A 16,959-nucleotide genomic window follows, 5' to 3' on the forward strand; every position below is an offset into this window, starting at 1 on the left:
GACGTTAATTCAGCCTATCGAACCCATCTACGATATGGCAATAAATTTACTTTCCAGAGTATTGAGTCATCTTCGGTTAGATTTAATGAATCGCTACCCATAAAACAATATTCTCCTTCATTGACTTGAAAACGGGCTGTTAACTGAGATCTAACGTGTCCCCCTTAAATCTCATGAGTATCTTTGTGCCAATAATTGCTAGAGCGGCTATTCCGCGTTGACAACAGCTTGCACACACAGATCCTTGAAGATAAGGTTTGTTGAGAAATCTAGGTAATAACGACCTGCGAAACAGCTCCAAGCGGTATTTTCTTAAGCCCTTCAGGTATTTTGAAAATTCCAAATACTCTAGGTAGCTTGAGTTGAGAGCCTTTAGGTTAATTCCAAACTTTTTCTTAAAAGCAGTGGCAAACTGACCCAGACTGAGTTCACTTGGCTGTAATAGCCGTCACGCTTCTTCCATGCGATAGGCATACCAGTCATCAAAATGCAGTCGTATTGTAGAGTAAATCGGGGTGAAAAATGGGGTAAACGTGATTACTAAGACTTTAGTCTGCATAGAAGAATACACAAAATTCAAATCTCTATCCCTACTAAAGCTGGTTTCTGACAGGTTAAGCTCCATAAATATCAGAGCATTTCTGAGATTATCAGAGAGTGCATAATAGGGGTTTTTGGGTTTGAAACCAAGTTTTTGATAGAGCTTTTGAGATGCGATCTGGTATACGCCTGTATCCAGCCGCATCTTTGAACAACCAATGTTTTTTGCCTCTTGAATAATCGCTTGGGTCAGGGCCAAACCGATTCCCTGACGCTGAAATTAGGCGCGAACAAGCAGACGCTTCATTAATTGGAAAGCTATAAAGATAGAAATACAGTGACTTTTACAGCTCAAGTCAAGATGCCTGTTTACTATTCAGGCTCAAACGTCCAGGGAAATAAAAGTGTAGGGTCCGGGCAGCATCGTCCAGGCTCACCAACTCATGGATCTCATTGGGGGATGTCCAAGTCCACTGTCCCTGATGAATGACTTTCTCAGAAACGACCATTAGTTGTCCTCTGGAGAGGCAATATTTTCGTTCTAACAGTTGCCCTGATAAAACATGAGTAAAGTTGATTGAAAGATGATGATTATGGGGTCTAGAACCAATTCCTGCTTTCCAAGCTAGAATCAGAATCTCCAGCCAGCGATTACAAATGAGCTGAATATACTGGTATCCAAAGGGATGGTTTACTGTTTGATTAGGAATAATGGACAAGAGTGGACGTTTCATAGTACCTTTCCTTCAAATTTATCTATGCATAATCCCAATTTTCAGCTTTGACGTTGCACTCAATTGTTAAGCTGCTGGATTAATGTTTTGGTTGAGGCGGAAGAAGTTGTCGGGATCGTATTTTTGCTTGATCTTCACAAGCCGTTGGAAATTTTTGCCAAAGGCAGTTTTGACCATCTGGTCAGCATCTTCCATAAAGCCGGGGAAGTTGAGATAAATACCAGGAGCTGCAAAGGGGGCAAGTCGATTAATACAGTCACGCACCCAGGCGATGTTGATATTGCTATCTCTGGCTTCATCCCAGTTAGCCTCAATCCCAATCATAAAGGGAGCTTCGCGGGGGGATAAAGGACTTGCCTCTGCTCCAACTCGGCTTATTGCTCCCCCTATGGTCCAGATATCGATTGTGGAGTGGTGAGATGGGGCCTGCCGATTTAACGCAATCAGTGTATCGATGGTGTCGTCAGTGAACTCCTTCAGATAAACCGACTTCCAGTAGTAATTGCGACCTTTAGGATAGTCGGCGTCCAAGAATTTTTGCACCTCGGTATAGGGCATGCGATCGCTAAAATCTACAATCGGTGTTCCCAATTCCCGTAGAGGTTGGAGCACGATTTCTCCATCAGCTGCAGGTCCAACATAGCAGGCGGCAACGCCAAAGAAAGGCTGATGCCAAGAGGCTTCAGGGAAGTTTTCATCCGCAGGTACTGTCCCTGTAAAGGAGAGCATACCGACTTCTTCAGGTTCGCTCTGGGCAAACTTGCGATATTGTTGCAAGATTTCTTTGCTGTCGGGATACAGTACAAAGCAAAACATCACTTCCGGCCCCAGGGGATGCAGCTCAAACTCAAACGCAGTTACCACCCCAAAGTTGCCGCCGCCACCTCGCAGTGCCCAAAACAGATCGGAGTTTTCAGTCTTGCTAGCCTTGAGCCATTGTCCGTCGGCTGTGACCAGTTCTACAGAAATGAGATTATCGCAAGTCATACCCCATTTTCGGCGCAGCCAGCCTGCTCCACCACTTAGCGTTAAGCCTGCTATGCCAGTCTCTGAGACGACTCCTGTGGGTACTACCAACCCAAACAACTGAGTTTCTCGGTCAATATCGCCTAGTTGTGCTCCAGCTTCGACTCGTGCTGTTCTAGCAGCAGGATCAACATGAACCGCCCGCATTTGAGAGAGGTCAATCACAAAACCACCGTCGTAACTGGCCAGGCCAGCTACGTTGTGGGCACCGCCTCGGATAGCGACTAAAAGATTGAGATCGCGGGCAAAGCGCACTGCATCGATCACATCCGCTACCCCCTTACATTGCATAATCACGGCAGGGCGTTTATCAAACATGCCATTCCAAAGACGGCGCGCTTCATCATAGATAGTATCTGGCGGCTGGATTAGATTTCCTCGGATCTGATCAGCTAACCTCTCTAAATCGTTAATGGGTATATTAGTTTGATCATTGCTCAAATTGGCAATGGTTATAGTTTCCATGGTAGTTGCCTCTAGTTAATAAATTTTTGGCCACACCTTCTTTTGCGGTCTGCCTGCTGTAGGGGGATACCGCTGTACGTCCTTCAAGAGTCAGACTAGTGGCCGATATCCTGCATTGGATGCACCGAAGTGCATCCCTACAAATCATCCCAATTGACTGGATTTTATCCCCATCGGGGTTGTTCATCTAGATTGAGGTCCAAGGCGACCTTAGCAACAATTTCATGGGTCAAGGCAGAGTTTGCGGGGTGAAAGCGACCTGCACGAGCATCCCGAAATAGCCGTTCTAACTCACTCTTCTTAAACATGCCGAATCCACCGGAGAGATCGAGCGCCCGATCAACAATCTGCCAGGAACTTTCCACAGCATGATATTTGGCTGAAACTAGCTTTGAAGGCCATGCAGCACCGTAGTCAACACCCGTTGACCAGTCTTCGGCAATGGTTTCAATATGTGGCCCAATGGCTTCGAATTCTAGAATCATCTCAGCAATATTGTGTTGTATCTCCGCATGGTGAGACATGGGATTAGACATCGCCAAGGATGTTTTTTGAGGAATGAATTCCAGGGTTAAATCAATCGCCCGTTGGGCAATTCCGTAGTAAACATTGGCAAAGCCCATTAATGCCCAGGCAAAAATGCACAAAATAAAGAAGTCAGCCCCGCCAAACCCCGCTGGAACAACTCTAGAAATATATTCATCAGGGACAAAAACATCTTCTAGAATCGTGTCATCACTGCGAGTGGCTCGCATACCCAGAACATCCCAGGTATCCTTGATGGTATAGCCTGAAGCGGATCGGGGCATAAATGCATGAACAATCTGAGGATGCTCGGGGTCGCTGGCATCCATACCATGAATACCCAGCCAGTTCCAGACCGGGGTCAAACTGCCAAAGGATTTACGTCCGTGAAATCGGTATCCACCTTCGACTCGTTCGACTTTTGTTGTGGAATACAGCAGTGGTAAATCATTTCCTGTTTCGGCATGACCGGCTGCAAATACCTTACCCTGGCTCGCCTGCTCTAAAATCCAGTTAGTGGAATAGTCTCCTGCACGGTATAAGTCTGCCGCCAGTCCCACCCAATAATGATGCATGTTGAGACACACTGCTGTTGCAGGGGCGTAGTATGCTAGGCGTCGAGTTTCTCTAGACATCTCAGCTAGGGTTAACCCCTTACCACCAAACTCGGGAGGAACTGTGAAAAGAAGATAGCCAGCGGCTTTTAACTCATCAAAGTCTTCCTGACAGAAACGGTTTTCACGATCGTACATCGCGGCTCGGTCTGCACAGCGCTGTAGCAGATCGTTACTCAATAAAGGTTGATTTATCTTAGGTGAAGTAGCAAGCATTTGGAGTCTCCTGATCTTCCTGAAGGGCTTGTAGTATGTCGTGTTTTTTCTATAGGCATGCCAATTTCATCTGGATGCACTTTCAAGGACATAAAACATTTAGATGGTCTTAGAACAACGCATCTAAATTCAAGGTAATCAGCGTAGCGATCCAGAACTGTTGCTTAAGCGATCCAGTAATTAATTGTCCTCGCAGAACTTTCGTTCAGACAACTGCTTAGTGATGGCTGAAGGGAGTCACTTATAGATGAAAGTATGGATAAATTTGGCATCGCATAATCCTCCATCGAAGTGGCAGAGGAACTGTTGCTTCAGCAATCTGGTTAGGCGATATTTGAGGAAGTGTGAATAAGAAGCATAGCATTAAGGTTTAAGCAATTGGGCTGACCAAACGCGCTCAAAGGAGGTGTTGAGCCTGCGATAGGTTTCGCGAATGACTTCAGCATCGGGAGCATTGAGTTCACAAATGATGCGGGTGCGATCGCAAGACATAAATGAATGAAGCCACTCAACACCTCGTGGTTGATAGCAGTCCAAACTGCGAGCATTAGCTATGTTCCAAAACTCTTGAGTAACGGGTGGGTAGGTTCCTTCAACCACTTTGAGAAGAGGTTCATTCCGCTGGAATGAGCCGTAGCTGGGCAGAACTTTGCTCCCCGCCCAAATTCTGTCAAAGGGAGCGTTAGCTTGTCGAAAGCAGGTTTGGACCGCATCGGCGTCTGGTGCTTCAAATACATAAATCTGGCGCTTGCAATTTTGTGCCAGCAGAGAATAGAGCCATTGTACGTTGTCTCCACCTGGCTGGTACTCCACATTTTGCCAGGGGCGATCGTAACTGGCTTCTGCAATCACTAATGCCATAAGTAAACCCAGAGTGAATTTTCACTTGAAAGAATATTGGCCAGCATTATTTGGGAGCGTCTGTTAAAGCCTGTTCACTTATGGTCTGTTTGGTCAGTGAGGGCACAGAGGATTTGTCCTGTACTACGTATCTGCATCCAGGGTATCAAGCCTCCCGATCCAAAACTGTTACTTAACCGATCTGGTTAGGTGAGATATGAGGAGGTACAAATGGGGGCTGGGGTGTTAAGGTTTTAGAAACTGGGCTGACCAAACGCGCTCGAAGGGGAAGTTGAGTCGGCGGTAGGTTTCGCGAATGCCTTCGGCATCGGGAGCATTGACTTCACAGATAAGCCGGGTGCGATCGCTAGACATAAATGTATGAATCCACTCAACGTCCCGGTTTTTGTAGCAGTCCAGACTTCGAACATTGGCTGCGTCCCAAAACTCTTGAGTGATGGGTGGATACGTTCCCTCAATGACTTTAAGGAGACTTTCATTCCGCTGGAATGAACCATAGTTGGGCCGAATCTTGCTCCCCAGCCAAATTCTGTCAAAGGAGGCATTTGCTTGCCGAAAGCAGGCTTGGACAGCGTCGGTATCCGGTGCTTCAAACACATAAATCTGGCGCTTGTAATTTTTTGTTAGCAGGGAATAGAGCCATTGCACGTCGTCTCCCCTGGGCTGATGCTGGTTATCTACATCTTGCCAGGGATGAGCGTAACTGGCTTCTGCAATCACTAATGGCATAAGTAAACCTAGGAAAAATTTACACTTGAAAGAACAGTGGGGCGCGTTTTTAACAAATCTCTTGACGAATCTCTTGAACCGCTACCTGGGCTCGATGGTTTAAGTCGTAATAGTTCATCGATTGGAGCGACATTTCGAATTGCTCAAATTCCACCGCCGCCTGGTCGTAACTTTCTAAGTGTAATAGTCCCTGCATCAACAGTGTCCAACTCAGCACAATTTCGCTCGGGTGATTAATTACTTGCGCATTTTGTAAAGCAGCCTGGGCTCGACTCACGGCTAACTCAATGCGATTAGAGTCCAGTTTGCGGTTGCAATCGCCTTTAAGATCCACCTCAGCCGCCGCCATCAGAATATAAGCTAGCATCCGCTTAGCATCCAAGTCTGCCAAAGTATCGATTGCATCTGTTAAGGCTTGTTCTCTTGTAGTACGTTCAGTTTGGGGTGGCGGGTGCCGATAATGCACCAGGGCTTCCAGCGCCAGGGCTGTCGCTGCTTCGCTCCCTTCCCCTGGAATTTGAGCTGCAACCACCGCCATTTCACGGCAGTGGGGCAAAGCGGCAGTTGGGTTATCCGCATCCAGTTCCGTCATGGCTAGATAGCTGAGGTAAGTACACTCACGCCAGTGGTCTTGTTGTATCTGGGCCAGTTGCCAGGCTCGTTGTAGCTGCGATCTCGCCTCGTCATAGCGGCCATGGTGGCGATGAACACATCCCAGGCCACTGAAAATATCACAAAGCTCCAGATTCACCCGCTCAGCCATAGATTGAGCCTCCACCAGCAACGCTTCGGCCCGCAGCAAGTCGCGACCAATTTCAGCCAGACAAGACCCACCATAAGCTAATCGACGGGCCATTGTAGCTGGGCTGGCAACTCGACCAGTGTTCGCAACCTGTAGGGAATGCTGGTGAACCCCAGCAAAGTTATTTTGTTCAAACTGCAAAACCACCATAGTCTCGTGGGCACTGGCTTCGGCCTCGGTCAATCCCAGGGATGCTGCTTCCTGAATGAGCTGCTGGATTTTGGTTTCGAGGTCCATGACGCCATGGTGATGATGTTCACTTGAGTGACTATCCCCGGTGTAGCCTACGATGGCATAAATCCTCAGTATCCCAGCCTGTAATGGAAGTCGGATGGGAGGTTCGAGAGATTGGCACTGTTGCATGCCTTGACCAGCAAGTTCTAAGGCTTCGGTGTAAGCAAATAGTTTAAGACATCGTTCAGCTGCTGCTAATGCATAGGATACTGCCAATTCAAGATCGTCTCCTAAAGCCGCATGGTAAGCAATCTCGCTAGTAAAGGAATCATCTTGGGTCAGCTGTTGCAGCCTATGAGCAATGCGGGCGTGCATCAGCCGTCGTCGGGGCTGCGAAAGTTGCTGATAAACCACCTGACGCACAATATCGTGGGCAAAGTCATATTTGATTTCTTTCCCCAGAGAGGCTCCGGGACGAATCAAAGCCTGCTGCTCCAAGATTTCAATTGCTGTGAGCAGTTTAGTCAACGAGTAGTCGGCCATCTGGGCCACCGTGGAGGGGTTGAAGCTTCGCCCCCAGGCAGCTGCCCATGGCAAAAACTCCCGTGCGACTGCATCCAATTGGTGGAGGCGATCTTGAATCAGTACCTCTAGCGTGTTGGACGGAGCTAACTGATGAGGATTAAGCGACCGAGCAATCTCTAACACAAATAGAGGATTTCCCCCACTATCAATAAATGCCTGATGAATGACTGCCGACGATAATGCTGATGGCTCACCCTTGTGAGTCTGGTGCATCAGGTCAGCTGTTTGGTCTTGATTGAGCGATCGCAATTCCAGTGTTTGGAGTTGCTGTTCATGGTTTAGACCCTGTACTACTTGCCAGGCTGCAGCATTTTTCGCCAGTTCACCAGACCGCGCCGTGCATGCAAATGCTACAGGTAATGGACGCAATAATCGAATGGCGTAGTGTAGCAATGCTGAGGAAGCTTCATCCAGCCATTGAATGTCATCAAAGAGGATAAAAAGGGGAGCCTGTTGAGCCCATTGACTCAGCAAATTCACAATGGAATCAAACAGATGACTGAGTTCGGTGGGCGCTTGTGATGGCTGGCCCAGTTCAGGTAGCAAATATCCTAACTCGGGCAGTAGATTGACCTTTGAGGGCATCGCCACTGTTCGCAAAGCATCAATCCAGATGCCGAAGGGACGCATCATCTCGGCGGCAAATCCGTTGCCCCGTAGTACCTGAGTATTCTGTGCTGAAGCGATTGTGAGAAGTTCTTCTAGCAAGCGTGTTTTGCCAATGCCAGGTTCGCCTGTTAGCAGTAGCACCGTTTTTACGCCTTTACTCTCGCCATTGTGGACATGGGGCAAAATCCTATGAGCCCACTGCAGCAAGGTTGCCCTCTCCGGTTCACGTCCTATGAGTGGAGACACCCTATTAGACAACAATGGCTGGGACGATAGCACAAGGTACGGTGGGATTGAGCTGTTGTCACGATGAGATGGTTGAGCCAGTGTAGTGCCTTCATCAAGTAATTGCTCATAAAGCTGACGTGTACTGACACTAGGCACAATACCTAACTCTTCGCGTAGTATTGTCATACATTGATGATAAGCTTGCAGCGCATTGGCGCGATCGCCACTTAAACCATATAGCCGCATTAAGTTATAGTAGGCAGCTTCATTCAAGCCATCCATCTGAAGCAATTGTTGGGCATAGATCAGCGCTGTCAAATAATTGTGCTGTTCCTCTAATATTCCAATCAGCTGCTCAAGCGCACGGCTTTGCATCTGCCGCCACTGTTCTCGTTCTAAAACAATCCATTCATCTTCGTAATCCGGCAGGAGATCGCCCTGATAGCAATTAATTGCCCTTTCTAAAGCAGCTTGACGGAGCCTGTTATCAGTTGCTTGTTCACCCTCTTTTACAGCGGCCTCAAACTCAGCAACATCCAGTATAAAATTCCCCTCTGGTAACCATTGCAGTGTTCTGGCATCGCTCCACAGAAAGGCATCGGCGTCGGGCAACGAACGCCGTAACCCGCTCAATATCTTGCGAAGATTAGCACGAGCCTGCGTTTCAGTCGCTTGGGGCCACATGTGAAAGGCGATCCGCTCACGGGGCTGGGCAGCGTTACGGTGTAGTATCAAATACGCTAGCAGTTGCTGCGATCGCCCAGCCGTAATATCTCTGATAGGGTACTCATCATAAGTGAAGGAAAACCCTCCTAACAAGCGAATGCTTAGGGTTTTTGACATGGTTCTGAATAGCTACGGTCTAATCCGCTCTTAGTTAGTGTAACAGTGTCCTCATTAAGAAGATAAAACCCATAGGCCCTCAGCTTAGGAGCAAGCGATTAATAAATTCCAAACATATTTAAGCTGAAGAGATGCTATGTGGAAGGCTCATACATCCAAAAGTGGAATTTAATTGATTTTGCTTGTTTAGGATCATCATCTGTCATCAGCCAAATTCCCGAAATTCTCGCAACCCAGAGCCAGTATTCATTTTTGTGATTTTGTTTATAGGATGTGTTGTGACACTTGCCCAACGAACCGATAAACGAGAATATGGTGCATCACACTTCATCCAACTCCATTTGTCTAGAGATAATCAACGATAACGCCTGCCGGGTCATCTCTAGCGGCATAAAGGGTGACTCTGGCCAATGTTTGATTACCTGCTCAGGCAAAGCTGGAATATGAACAAAGCCAACTTTCACATGTGGCTTGTAACGCTCTCGCCAATGGAGACAATGGTAAAAAGCCTGATTACACAGATGGGTTCCACAATCGTTTGAGACCCTAGCTGGAATATTGTGACTTTCAAGCATAGGAATTAAACCATCCTTTTCTAGCAGTGAATGCCAATAGGCGATGGGTGCATCTTGAACAACTGGTTCTCCCTTGGGAACGTTGCCAGCTCTGTCCAAGGTGACAAAATATCGCAGATTCTTGGCCATCCGCTCTAGTGTTAGTCGGTTATAGCCCCTTGCTTGACCGATACCAATACAAATATCCGGTTTAACATCCGCGAGGATTTGCCCGATCACCTGACCTAGACGGTTGGTATCTCCTGGCAAAACCTTGAAATCCATAAATTGACTATATGGCCTCAAGACCTGAGGCAGATTATCACGTAGCGAAAGGACGACTATCTCAGATGCATTTAGGCCGTTATCATTAGGTGCAAAACCTGTGATCAACACTCTCATCTCTGGTATACCTCTGATGCCTCTTTATATTTGAATCGGTCTTAATTTATGATTAATGTCTTGGCAAAATACGGATAGTAAATATTAAGCAAAACTCTTTATTATTTAGTTTTTACCAGTTCAGCCTAGTTTACATATATTGCTATGAGAGATGAGCTAATCGCGATCGCAACCAAAATCCAACAAGCTCACTATCCAAACTCAGACGTTATCTTTTTAGCAGGCTCTGTTATTCGTGGTGAAGGTACTGCTACGTCAGATCTTGACCTTATTGTGGTCTTTCAACAGCTTCCAGCTGCATATCGGGAATCGTTTCAGTTTGAAGGCTGGCCCGTCGAAGCATTTGTCCATGATCCTGAAACGTTAAGATACTTTTTCTTTGAGGCCGATAGACCCACAGGTATACCTTCTTTGCCCGCTATGGTGAGTGAAGGAATTGAGATACCTCAGCCAAGTCAGCTATCCAGGGAGTTAAAGCAGCTAGCGGATGATGTTTTAACTGCAGGTCCACCTGTCTGGGACAAGGACGCCATCGATAGATCCCGTTACACCCTTACAGGACTGATCGATGATATTCGAGCCCCACGCTCAAGGGCAGAACTGATGGCCTCTGGTATTCAACTGTATGATGCGGTGGCGGATCATTATCTGCGTAGCCGTAATCTCTGGTCTGCTAAAGGCAAGACGATTCCCAGACGGTTGCAGCAAGTTACACCTCAGTTTGCGGCTCAATTTGAAGAAAGCTTTTCAGCTCTGTTTATCCATGGGGATACTGACAAGCTTATAGGGTTAGTAGAAAACATGCTAAAGCCTTGTGGTGGTTGGCTATTTGAGGGATATAAACTTGTTGCTCCTGGCCACTGGAGAATAGAAAAATAAGCTTCTAAAGTTTTTTATCTGTTTCTGCGTTTTAGTTGTTTTAGCGAAAAAGGTAGCTAATAGCTAATACTGTTACCACCGCAAACAACAGTGCCACAGCAAATACACCTTGATAACCGATAGTCTCGGCAATCACACCGCTAAAGGTAGCACCCAGAATTCCGCTGATGTAGACGACAGAGGACTGTACCGTATAGTCAGTGCCTGCTGTTGTTGCCTCGCTGTTATCCATCATTACAGTAAACAATGCAGTCATAGCCATGCCATTAATAAACTGGGCTATCATTGCAACCACGTAAAGTATGGGCAATTGAGTAAATCCTAGAGCGGGTAGGCAATAAGCAGCAATGGCAATCCCCTGTAGGGCACTAAAGATGACCAACGCTTGTTTTCGGCCCAATCGAGAGATATTTAACCCCGCAGCTACGGCACCCAGCAACCCCGCACCATAGCTGACCACACCCAGTAATAACCCAATTTCACCCATGGATAATCCTATATCCACCAGCAGCGGACGAAACATGGTGAGTGCCATGTAGGGACCAATGCCGTAGAGCAATAGGATGAGTGACCAGCGACCCATACCAGGACGACGATAAACGCTGATCAGGCGACCAAAGCTTGGTGGAGATGAAAGTGCTGGTTTTATAACCTGCTCACGATGACGAGCAATAGGTATAACCGCTAACAAGAGAACAGCTGCCATGGCTAATAAAGTGATGCGCCAACCCCAATAGCTCAACAGGAGCAGCATACCGCCGCCACCAATGATAGCGCCGAGGGAGTTACCGCCCCGCTGAATACCGTTACCAATACCGCGTTCTGCGGGAGAGAGTAGACCAACAGCCAGGGCATCGGTGCCAATATCTTGACTGGCGCTGAGGAGGCTGACTAGAAGAAGACCGATAAGGAGAAGGGTAAACTGCTGGGTGATATTGAGAAAGGCAAGGAGTGCGATCACACCCCCCAACCCAGTTTGAAAACAAAGAATCCAAAACCGATAGTGCCTCCAGCGAGTCACCCCATAGCGATCAATCAACGGTGACCACAAAAACTTAAACACCAGCGGTAGTGCCAACAGCTGCAGTAACCCTAACGTTCTCAATGAAACATTTTGCTGTCTGAGAAATACTGGTAGCGCCTCATATACAAACGTCAAAGGAATATGTTGAGCAACATACAAGCTCCCCAGTAGCCCCATTTTCTGCCATGTCAAAACTCTTGGTTTAGTTAGCTGCATTTCTATTCTCCTCCTCTCCCTCTCTCCGTGTCTCCCCGTTTCACCTTCTCCCCCTCTCACCCCTCACCATCAAAACCTGGACCTCACCTGCACCCCAATGGTAAACGGATCGCCAAATGACGCTAAATCCTGACCTGCAGCGGTCAGAGCAGCCGTAATATAGCGGCTATCAAAAATGTTGTTGGCAAACACATAAATGCCGGTATTGCCCCACTCATAGCCCAGCTGAGCATTGACTAAACCAAAGGCATCCTGCTTCAGCCGATTGGCATCGTCAAAAAATGAGCTGCCGTAGCCCTGCCATTCTAGACGGCCCAAAAATCCCCCTGGACTGCGATACTGAGCGGCTAGATTATAGTTATACCTGGGTGCATAGGGTAAACGATTGCCATCAAAAGACTCAGCGGTAAAAGGGTTTCTAGCATTGTCAAAGCGAGCATCCACATAGCCAAATCCGGCGGTGAGATCTAACCCATCCAGTGGTGTTGCCCTGAGTTCAAACTCTAAGCCGCTAATTTGAGCATCGGCGTTAATAATGTCACTGGAGACCGCATCAAAGCTGCGCAACAATAGCTGATAGTTATCTACCTGGTTGGTAAACAACGCTAAATTAGCCGTGAGTCGATCGTCGAGCCAGCTGGTCTTTAATCCCAGCTCATAGTTCCAGGAAGTTTCTTCTTCGTATTCCAAAATGCTGGTTTGTTCTGCTGTTGGGTTTAGACCCCCAGGACGGTATCCACGGGTAACGCTGGCATAGGCCAACAGATTGGGATTAATCCGATAATCTACCGCTAGCCTGGGCAACAGTTCACCGTCATTTTGGTTTTCGCCATTAATGGGCGGTACTGTGGGAATCACTACCGGACTGTCTGTTACCTCAAAGGTACTCTGGCGACTTAGACGACTGGTGGAGGCCTCGTAGCGGAGCCCGGCGGTCAGAGTTAACGGATCAACCGGCTGATATTTGATTTGACCAAAGGCGGCGTAGGTTTCACGATCCAGTTCATAGTCAGTGCGGTTAAAACCAGCCAGGGGCAACCCAAACTGGGTGGCGGCAAACTGACTTAAGACCAAACCTGTGCCCTCAGCATCAAACTGGTTGGATTCATAATAGCCTCCCAACAACCAGTCAAATGGTCCTTCTGTTGTGGGTGATTGCACTCGCAGTTCCTGGCTCCAAACTGTAGCGTCAAAGCTAGCCAACCGTCGTAACAAATCTACCGATGTGGCATCGGCATCTAGCTGAGAGTCTTGGAATGAATAGCGCCGTGAGGTGATAGAAGTGGTCTCTACCTGGGGTGTTTTATAGGCGATGCGCAGAGCTTGGGCATTACTATTTGACTCGTAAAACCCATCAAAATCATGATCGATGGTAAACGGTGTGGATGAGTTAAATGGAACAAACACAGGCGCACCGTCATCATCGCCGCTAGCAGTAGCTGTCAGAGAAATATCCCATTCACGTGACGGCGTCCATACCACCCGAGCCCGACCGCTTAAAGAAGACTCTTCTCCCACAGATCCATCATCGAGAAACGTATTCTCATAAAACCCATCGTGGGCAGTGTAGGAACCCGATAGCCGAAACGCCAGCGTGTCTGGAATCAGTGTGTTGCTCACAGACAGCTGCACATCTCGCGTATTCTCATTGCCATAGCCCGCGATGGCGCGCACTTCAAACTCTTCCGACGGTGGACGGGTAGTGACATTTACCACTCCTGCGGCGCTACTGAGACCATAGAGAGTGTTTTGAGGGCCACGCAAGATTTCCACCTGAGCCAAATCAGTCAGATCAAAATCCAGAAAACCGCCATAGTCATAGGGAACATCATCTACATAAAAACCAACCGCATCGCGATTGATAAAGTTAGCGTTGCCAATACCTCGAATGCTGTAAAAGCTAAAATAGCTTCCCGCTGAATTGACCGGATTGAAATAAAAGTTGGGCGTATTGCGAGCAATCTCCTGGAAGGTACGAATTTGACTATCTTCTAGTTCATTTTCAGTCAAAACCGTGAGACTAACAGGCACATCCTGTAGATTGTCCGGTCTCTTCTCCGCAGTCACCACAATCCGTAGGGTGTCCTTCTCTTCTTCAGGAGATTCTGACGCAGTATTATCGTCTTCGGATATTTCTTGACTTACAGGAGTCTGCCTGACATCTCCGATAGGGATAGAATGATTCTCGGTTTCTGCTGTCAACAGCCCAGTTTCAGCCCATGCAGCAGGAGCCATTATCAGTATGACCAGCCCCCAACTCCATTGATAACGCCAATGTGTCCGCATGTCTCAACTCCTCAGCACGATACCCAGTAATTGAGAACGGTACGCAATATGGCAGTTTTGCTTCAACTCCTAGCCGGATCTTTTTCCCCACAGGCGGATCTTTCTATGCCCCCTCACATTCCCTGTGCCTTTATAGTTTTAGGCAATATCCCAAATTTCTTCTTAAACGCCGCAGAAAACTGACTGGGATTTGCATACCCAATTGACTGGGCCACCTGGGTAACCGTCATTTCAGTAGACCGCAACATCAATAGAGACTGCTCCATACGATGCTGGTGGAGATAACCAAACACCGTTGTGCCAAAAACCTGGCGAAAGCCCTGCTTAAGCTTGAAGTCATTGATGCTCACCTGTTTGGCTAGATCGGTTAGGGATGGGGGATTAATCAAATTATTGATCAGAATATGTTTGGCATGGTGAATGCGTTCAATGTCGTCAGGTTTTAGTCGACGTGTCAGGGGCACCAGCTTGGTTGCTTCAGTGAACTGATTAGCCTGTAGGGCCATCAGCTCCAGTACTTTGCCTTCTAGATAGAGCTGTCTGATGGTGTCCTGGTAGGGGCAGTTCAATAGTTGATGCAGAATGACATTGACGGCTGGAGAAATGTGACCACTGTGCCAGCAGCAGCCAGATCCGTGGCTGACTAAAATCTGTCTGAGGTCAGTTGGCAAAGCATTAAACCGATCGCCAATGAAAAACTTAAATAGCAGTGGGTCAATGTCCACCCGCACCAGAATCAGCTTTTGCAGGGGCATAAATTCTGAAGCCAGGGCAATTTCACCGTTTAATGCTCCCAGGTAGCAGTGGCCCGCTTTGATCAAAATATCTTCGTTAGCAGGTTCAAAACGGAGATTGAACTGGCCAGACAGGCAAAAGGTAAAGCGCAATAGAAAGCAGTTGTCAGTGTCTGCAGCTAGATAAAAGGGCTTTTGAAAATCTGCTTCGACCACAGAAAAGCTAAGACCGGCTCGCAGTTCAACGTTGTAACCGTACCAGTGGCTATGGTTAAGGCTAACGTTGATGCTGGGATGATTCGGATTTACCTGTAGGTCCAGGTCTGATTGGGCCTGCAATGTATGGGCAACATCGCGAAAATTGCTGTAGGTCGGTAGCGATAGTTTCATTCTGACTGGCAGGCTCCACAGATAGAGAGGCTTAGGGGCTGCAATTAGTTTAAATGATAAAAATTCTCATTAGCAATGGTCTGAAATATAATGATGAACAGTGCGGTTATTGGGAATAGCTGATTGGGACTACAGATAGCTGACGAATATGTTCCATTTGCCGAGGCGATCTATGCTGATCTCGGCAGTGCTATTCGTGGTGTTTGCCAGGCTTGGTGCGATCGCAATGGCTACAGCGATCCCTTTTGCCGTGATGGAGTATGGTGGGCATTTCCGCCCAATGGTGTGATGCCGGTACGAATCGAGACAGTGATGGGAGAACAAAGTCAGCGTTTGGTGAGAATTGGGCCGATGAGATTAATATTGTTTCCAGATGGGTCCATTTACAGTGCCTGAATTTCTTTTTTTATCGCTATTAAGAATGTGGGCACCATCTCATGAACCCATTGGGGTTCGTTGTGTCGGATTATCAGCCAAAACTTGTTTTGGCTCAATCGGCGTTTCAGGGAGTTAGACGAGCAATGTACTCAATAGACTACCCAGCAAGGCTTTCCCCCTTTTTCTGGCATTATGCACAAACTCAAAGAACCCCAAATATATCGGCAATTTCTCTTGTGAGATACCTCGATGAGGTCTCAACCATGACCGCAGCAATGACCAGAAGCCTTCCATCGTATTGACATGGACTTCACAGAAACCATCGCCATCGTCATCTCGGGCATATTCTCCGGCACTGTGGCAAACACTTTTGTGAGTATATCCCCAACTCTCTAGACGAGCATAGATATCATACTCGTCGGTATAGATGAGGGTGCCAGGTTTCACGATGGACTGAATGATTGGCTTAATAGTTTGTTGTTGAACATTTGACAGCATTTTAATCACCACCTCTCCGCCTCGCTGAATCATCCCGAAGATCGGCGGTTTCTCCGTTTCGAGCGTACCGTGCCCCCGAAACCCTTTGAGTTTCCGCCTGCGCCCCTTGCGCCCTTTTTTTTGACCTTCTCTGGCTGCCCCTTATGGCCTGCTGTCACATACACTTCATCAAACTCCACCGTCCCTGATAACTGGACTTCTGGTCGCTTGTCGGCCACCGCTTGACGTAATTCACTCGTCATCTGATGCACATCATCTTTGTGCAGACTCAACTCTTCGGCAATTTGTTGGTTCGAGACATTGAGTCCCATCAGATATAAGCACGCCATCCAGGTCTGTAACGGTTGATGACGACCCGCAAAGAGGGTGTCGGTTAAGTCATCAAAGTGACGACCACACTCCCCACAGATATAGCGTTGCCGCGCTGAATAGGTGTCATGCTTCCCTCGTTTAGTAATGCTTTTCGAGCCACAATCAATACAGCAAACGCCCTCAGGCCAACGCATTGTGCGAATAGTCTCGTAGCATTTGTCCTCATCGATTAACTTAGAAAGCGTTAGCATAGGTAGGCTGGCAGGAGGATTCATTCCATGACACTACCCTGCTCATCTTAAAGTTAGCAACCTCCCTGAAACAGCTATTGAGCC

12 protein-coding genes and 2 pseudogenes are annotated in these 16,959 nt (G+C 47.6%); 2 read left to right on the plus strand and 12 right to left on the minus strand.

Annotated elements, in window-relative coordinates:
* Positions 1-448: 448 nt before the first annotated feature.
* From N836_RS73085 to N836_RS48360, 8 genes and pseudogenes are all read right to left on the minus strand, one after another.
* Positions 449-808: pseudogene (locus tag N836_RS73085) on the minus strand (GNAT family N-acetyltransferase); the annotation flags it as partial.
* Positions 809-896: 88 nt separating this feature from the next.
* On the minus strand, positions 897-1,274 hold the full coding sequence (locus N836_RS48335) for a hypothetical protein (RefSeq protein ID WP_023071927.1): 378 nt from the start codon (positions 1,272-1,274) through the stop codon (positions 897-899).
* Positions 1,275-1,340: 66 nt separating this feature from the next.
* Complete coding sequence (locus N836_RS48340; protein WP_023071928.1) at positions 1,341-2,765, minus strand: FAD-binding oxidoreductase; 1,425 nt, start codon at positions 2,763-2,765, stop codon at positions 1,341-1,343.
* Between the two features lie 164 nt (positions 2,766-2,929).
* Positions 2,930-4,120 carry an acyl-CoA dehydrogenase family protein gene (locus N836_RS48345; protein WP_023071929.1) on the minus strand — a complete coding sequence of 397 codons (1,191 nt, stop codon included), beginning with the start codon at positions 4,118-4,120 and terminating at the stop codon, positions 2,930-2,932.
* Positions 4,121-4,483: 363 nt separating this feature from the next.
* Entirely contained in the window at positions 4,484-4,981 is a 498-nt protein-coding gene (locus N836_RS48350) for a nickel-binding protein (protein ID WP_023071930.1), read from the minus strand.
* Between the two features lie 225 nt (positions 4,982-5,206).
* Complete coding sequence (locus tag N836_RS75230; protein ID WP_023071931.1) at positions 5,207-5,710, minus strand: DUF4242 domain-containing protein; 504 nt, start codon at positions 5,708-5,710, stop codon at positions 5,207-5,209.
* 49 nt (positions 5,711-5,759) lie between these two features.
* Positions 5,760-8,951 carry an ATP-binding protein gene (locus N836_RS48355; protein WP_023071932.1) on the minus strand — a complete coding sequence of 1,064 codons (3,192 nt, stop codon included), beginning with the start codon at positions 8,949-8,951 and terminating at the stop codon, positions 5,760-5,762.
* Between the two features lie 320 nt (positions 8,952-9,271).
* Positions 9,272-9,907: a pyroglutamyl-peptidase I family protein gene (locus N836_RS48360; RefSeq protein ID WP_023071933.1), complete on the minus strand. Its 636-nt coding sequence runs from the start codon at positions 9,905-9,907 to the stop codon at positions 9,272-9,274.
* A gap of 144 nt (positions 9,908-10,051) precedes the next feature.
* Here N836_RS48360 and N836_RS48365 point away from each other — a divergent pair, with 144 nt between their 5' ends.
* The gene (locus N836_RS48365) at positions 10,052-10,786 is read left to right on the plus strand and encodes a nucleotidyltransferase domain-containing protein (RefSeq protein WP_023071934.1); all 735 of its coding nucleotides are present in this window, start codon (positions 10,052-10,054) and stop codon (positions 10,784-10,786) included.
* 40 nt (positions 10,787-10,826) lie between these two features.
* Here N836_RS48365 and N836_RS48370 read toward each other — a convergent pair whose 3' ends face one another.
* The 3 genes from N836_RS48370 to N836_RS73095 form a co-directional block, all read right to left on the minus strand.
* Positions 10,827-12,026 (minus strand): MFS transporter, encoded by a 1,200-nt coding sequence (locus tag N836_RS48370; RefSeq protein ID WP_023071935.1) that lies wholly within the window; start codon positions 12,024-12,026, stop codon positions 10,827-10,829.
* A gap of 69 nt (positions 12,027-12,095) precedes the next feature.
* Positions 12,096-14,261 carry a TonB-dependent receptor gene (locus tag N836_RS48375; RefSeq protein WP_023071936.1) on the minus strand — a complete coding sequence of 722 codons (2,166 nt, stop codon included), beginning with the start codon at positions 14,259-14,261 and terminating at the stop codon, positions 12,096-12,098.
* Positions 14,262-14,425: 164 nt separating this feature from the next.
* Complete coding sequence (locus tag N836_RS73095; RefSeq protein WP_023071937.1) at positions 14,426-15,436, minus strand: helix-turn-helix transcriptional regulator; 1,011 nt, start codon at positions 15,434-15,436, stop codon at positions 14,426-14,428.
* A 123-nt stretch (positions 15,437-15,559) separates the two neighbouring features.
* Between N836_RS73095 and N836_RS48380 the strand changes: the two genes are divergently transcribed.
* Positions 15,560-15,832 (plus strand): hypothetical protein, encoded by a 273-nt coding sequence (locus tag N836_RS48380; RefSeq protein WP_023071938.1) that lies wholly within the window; start codon positions 15,560-15,562, stop codon positions 15,830-15,832.
* Positions 15,833-15,946: 114 nt separating this feature from the next.
* Here the strand turns inward: N836_RS48380 and N836_RS78170 are convergent.
* A pseudogene (locus tag N836_RS78170) lies at positions 15,947-16,875 on the minus strand (IS1595 family transposase).
* Between the last annotated feature and the right edge of the window lie 84 nt (positions 16,876-16,959).

Origin of the sequence: Leptolyngbya sp. Heron Island J, assembly GCF_000482245.1 — a bacterium.
Taxonomy (GTDB): Bacteria; Cyanobacteriota; Cyanobacteriia; order Phormidesmidales; family Phormidesmidaceae; genus Leptothoe.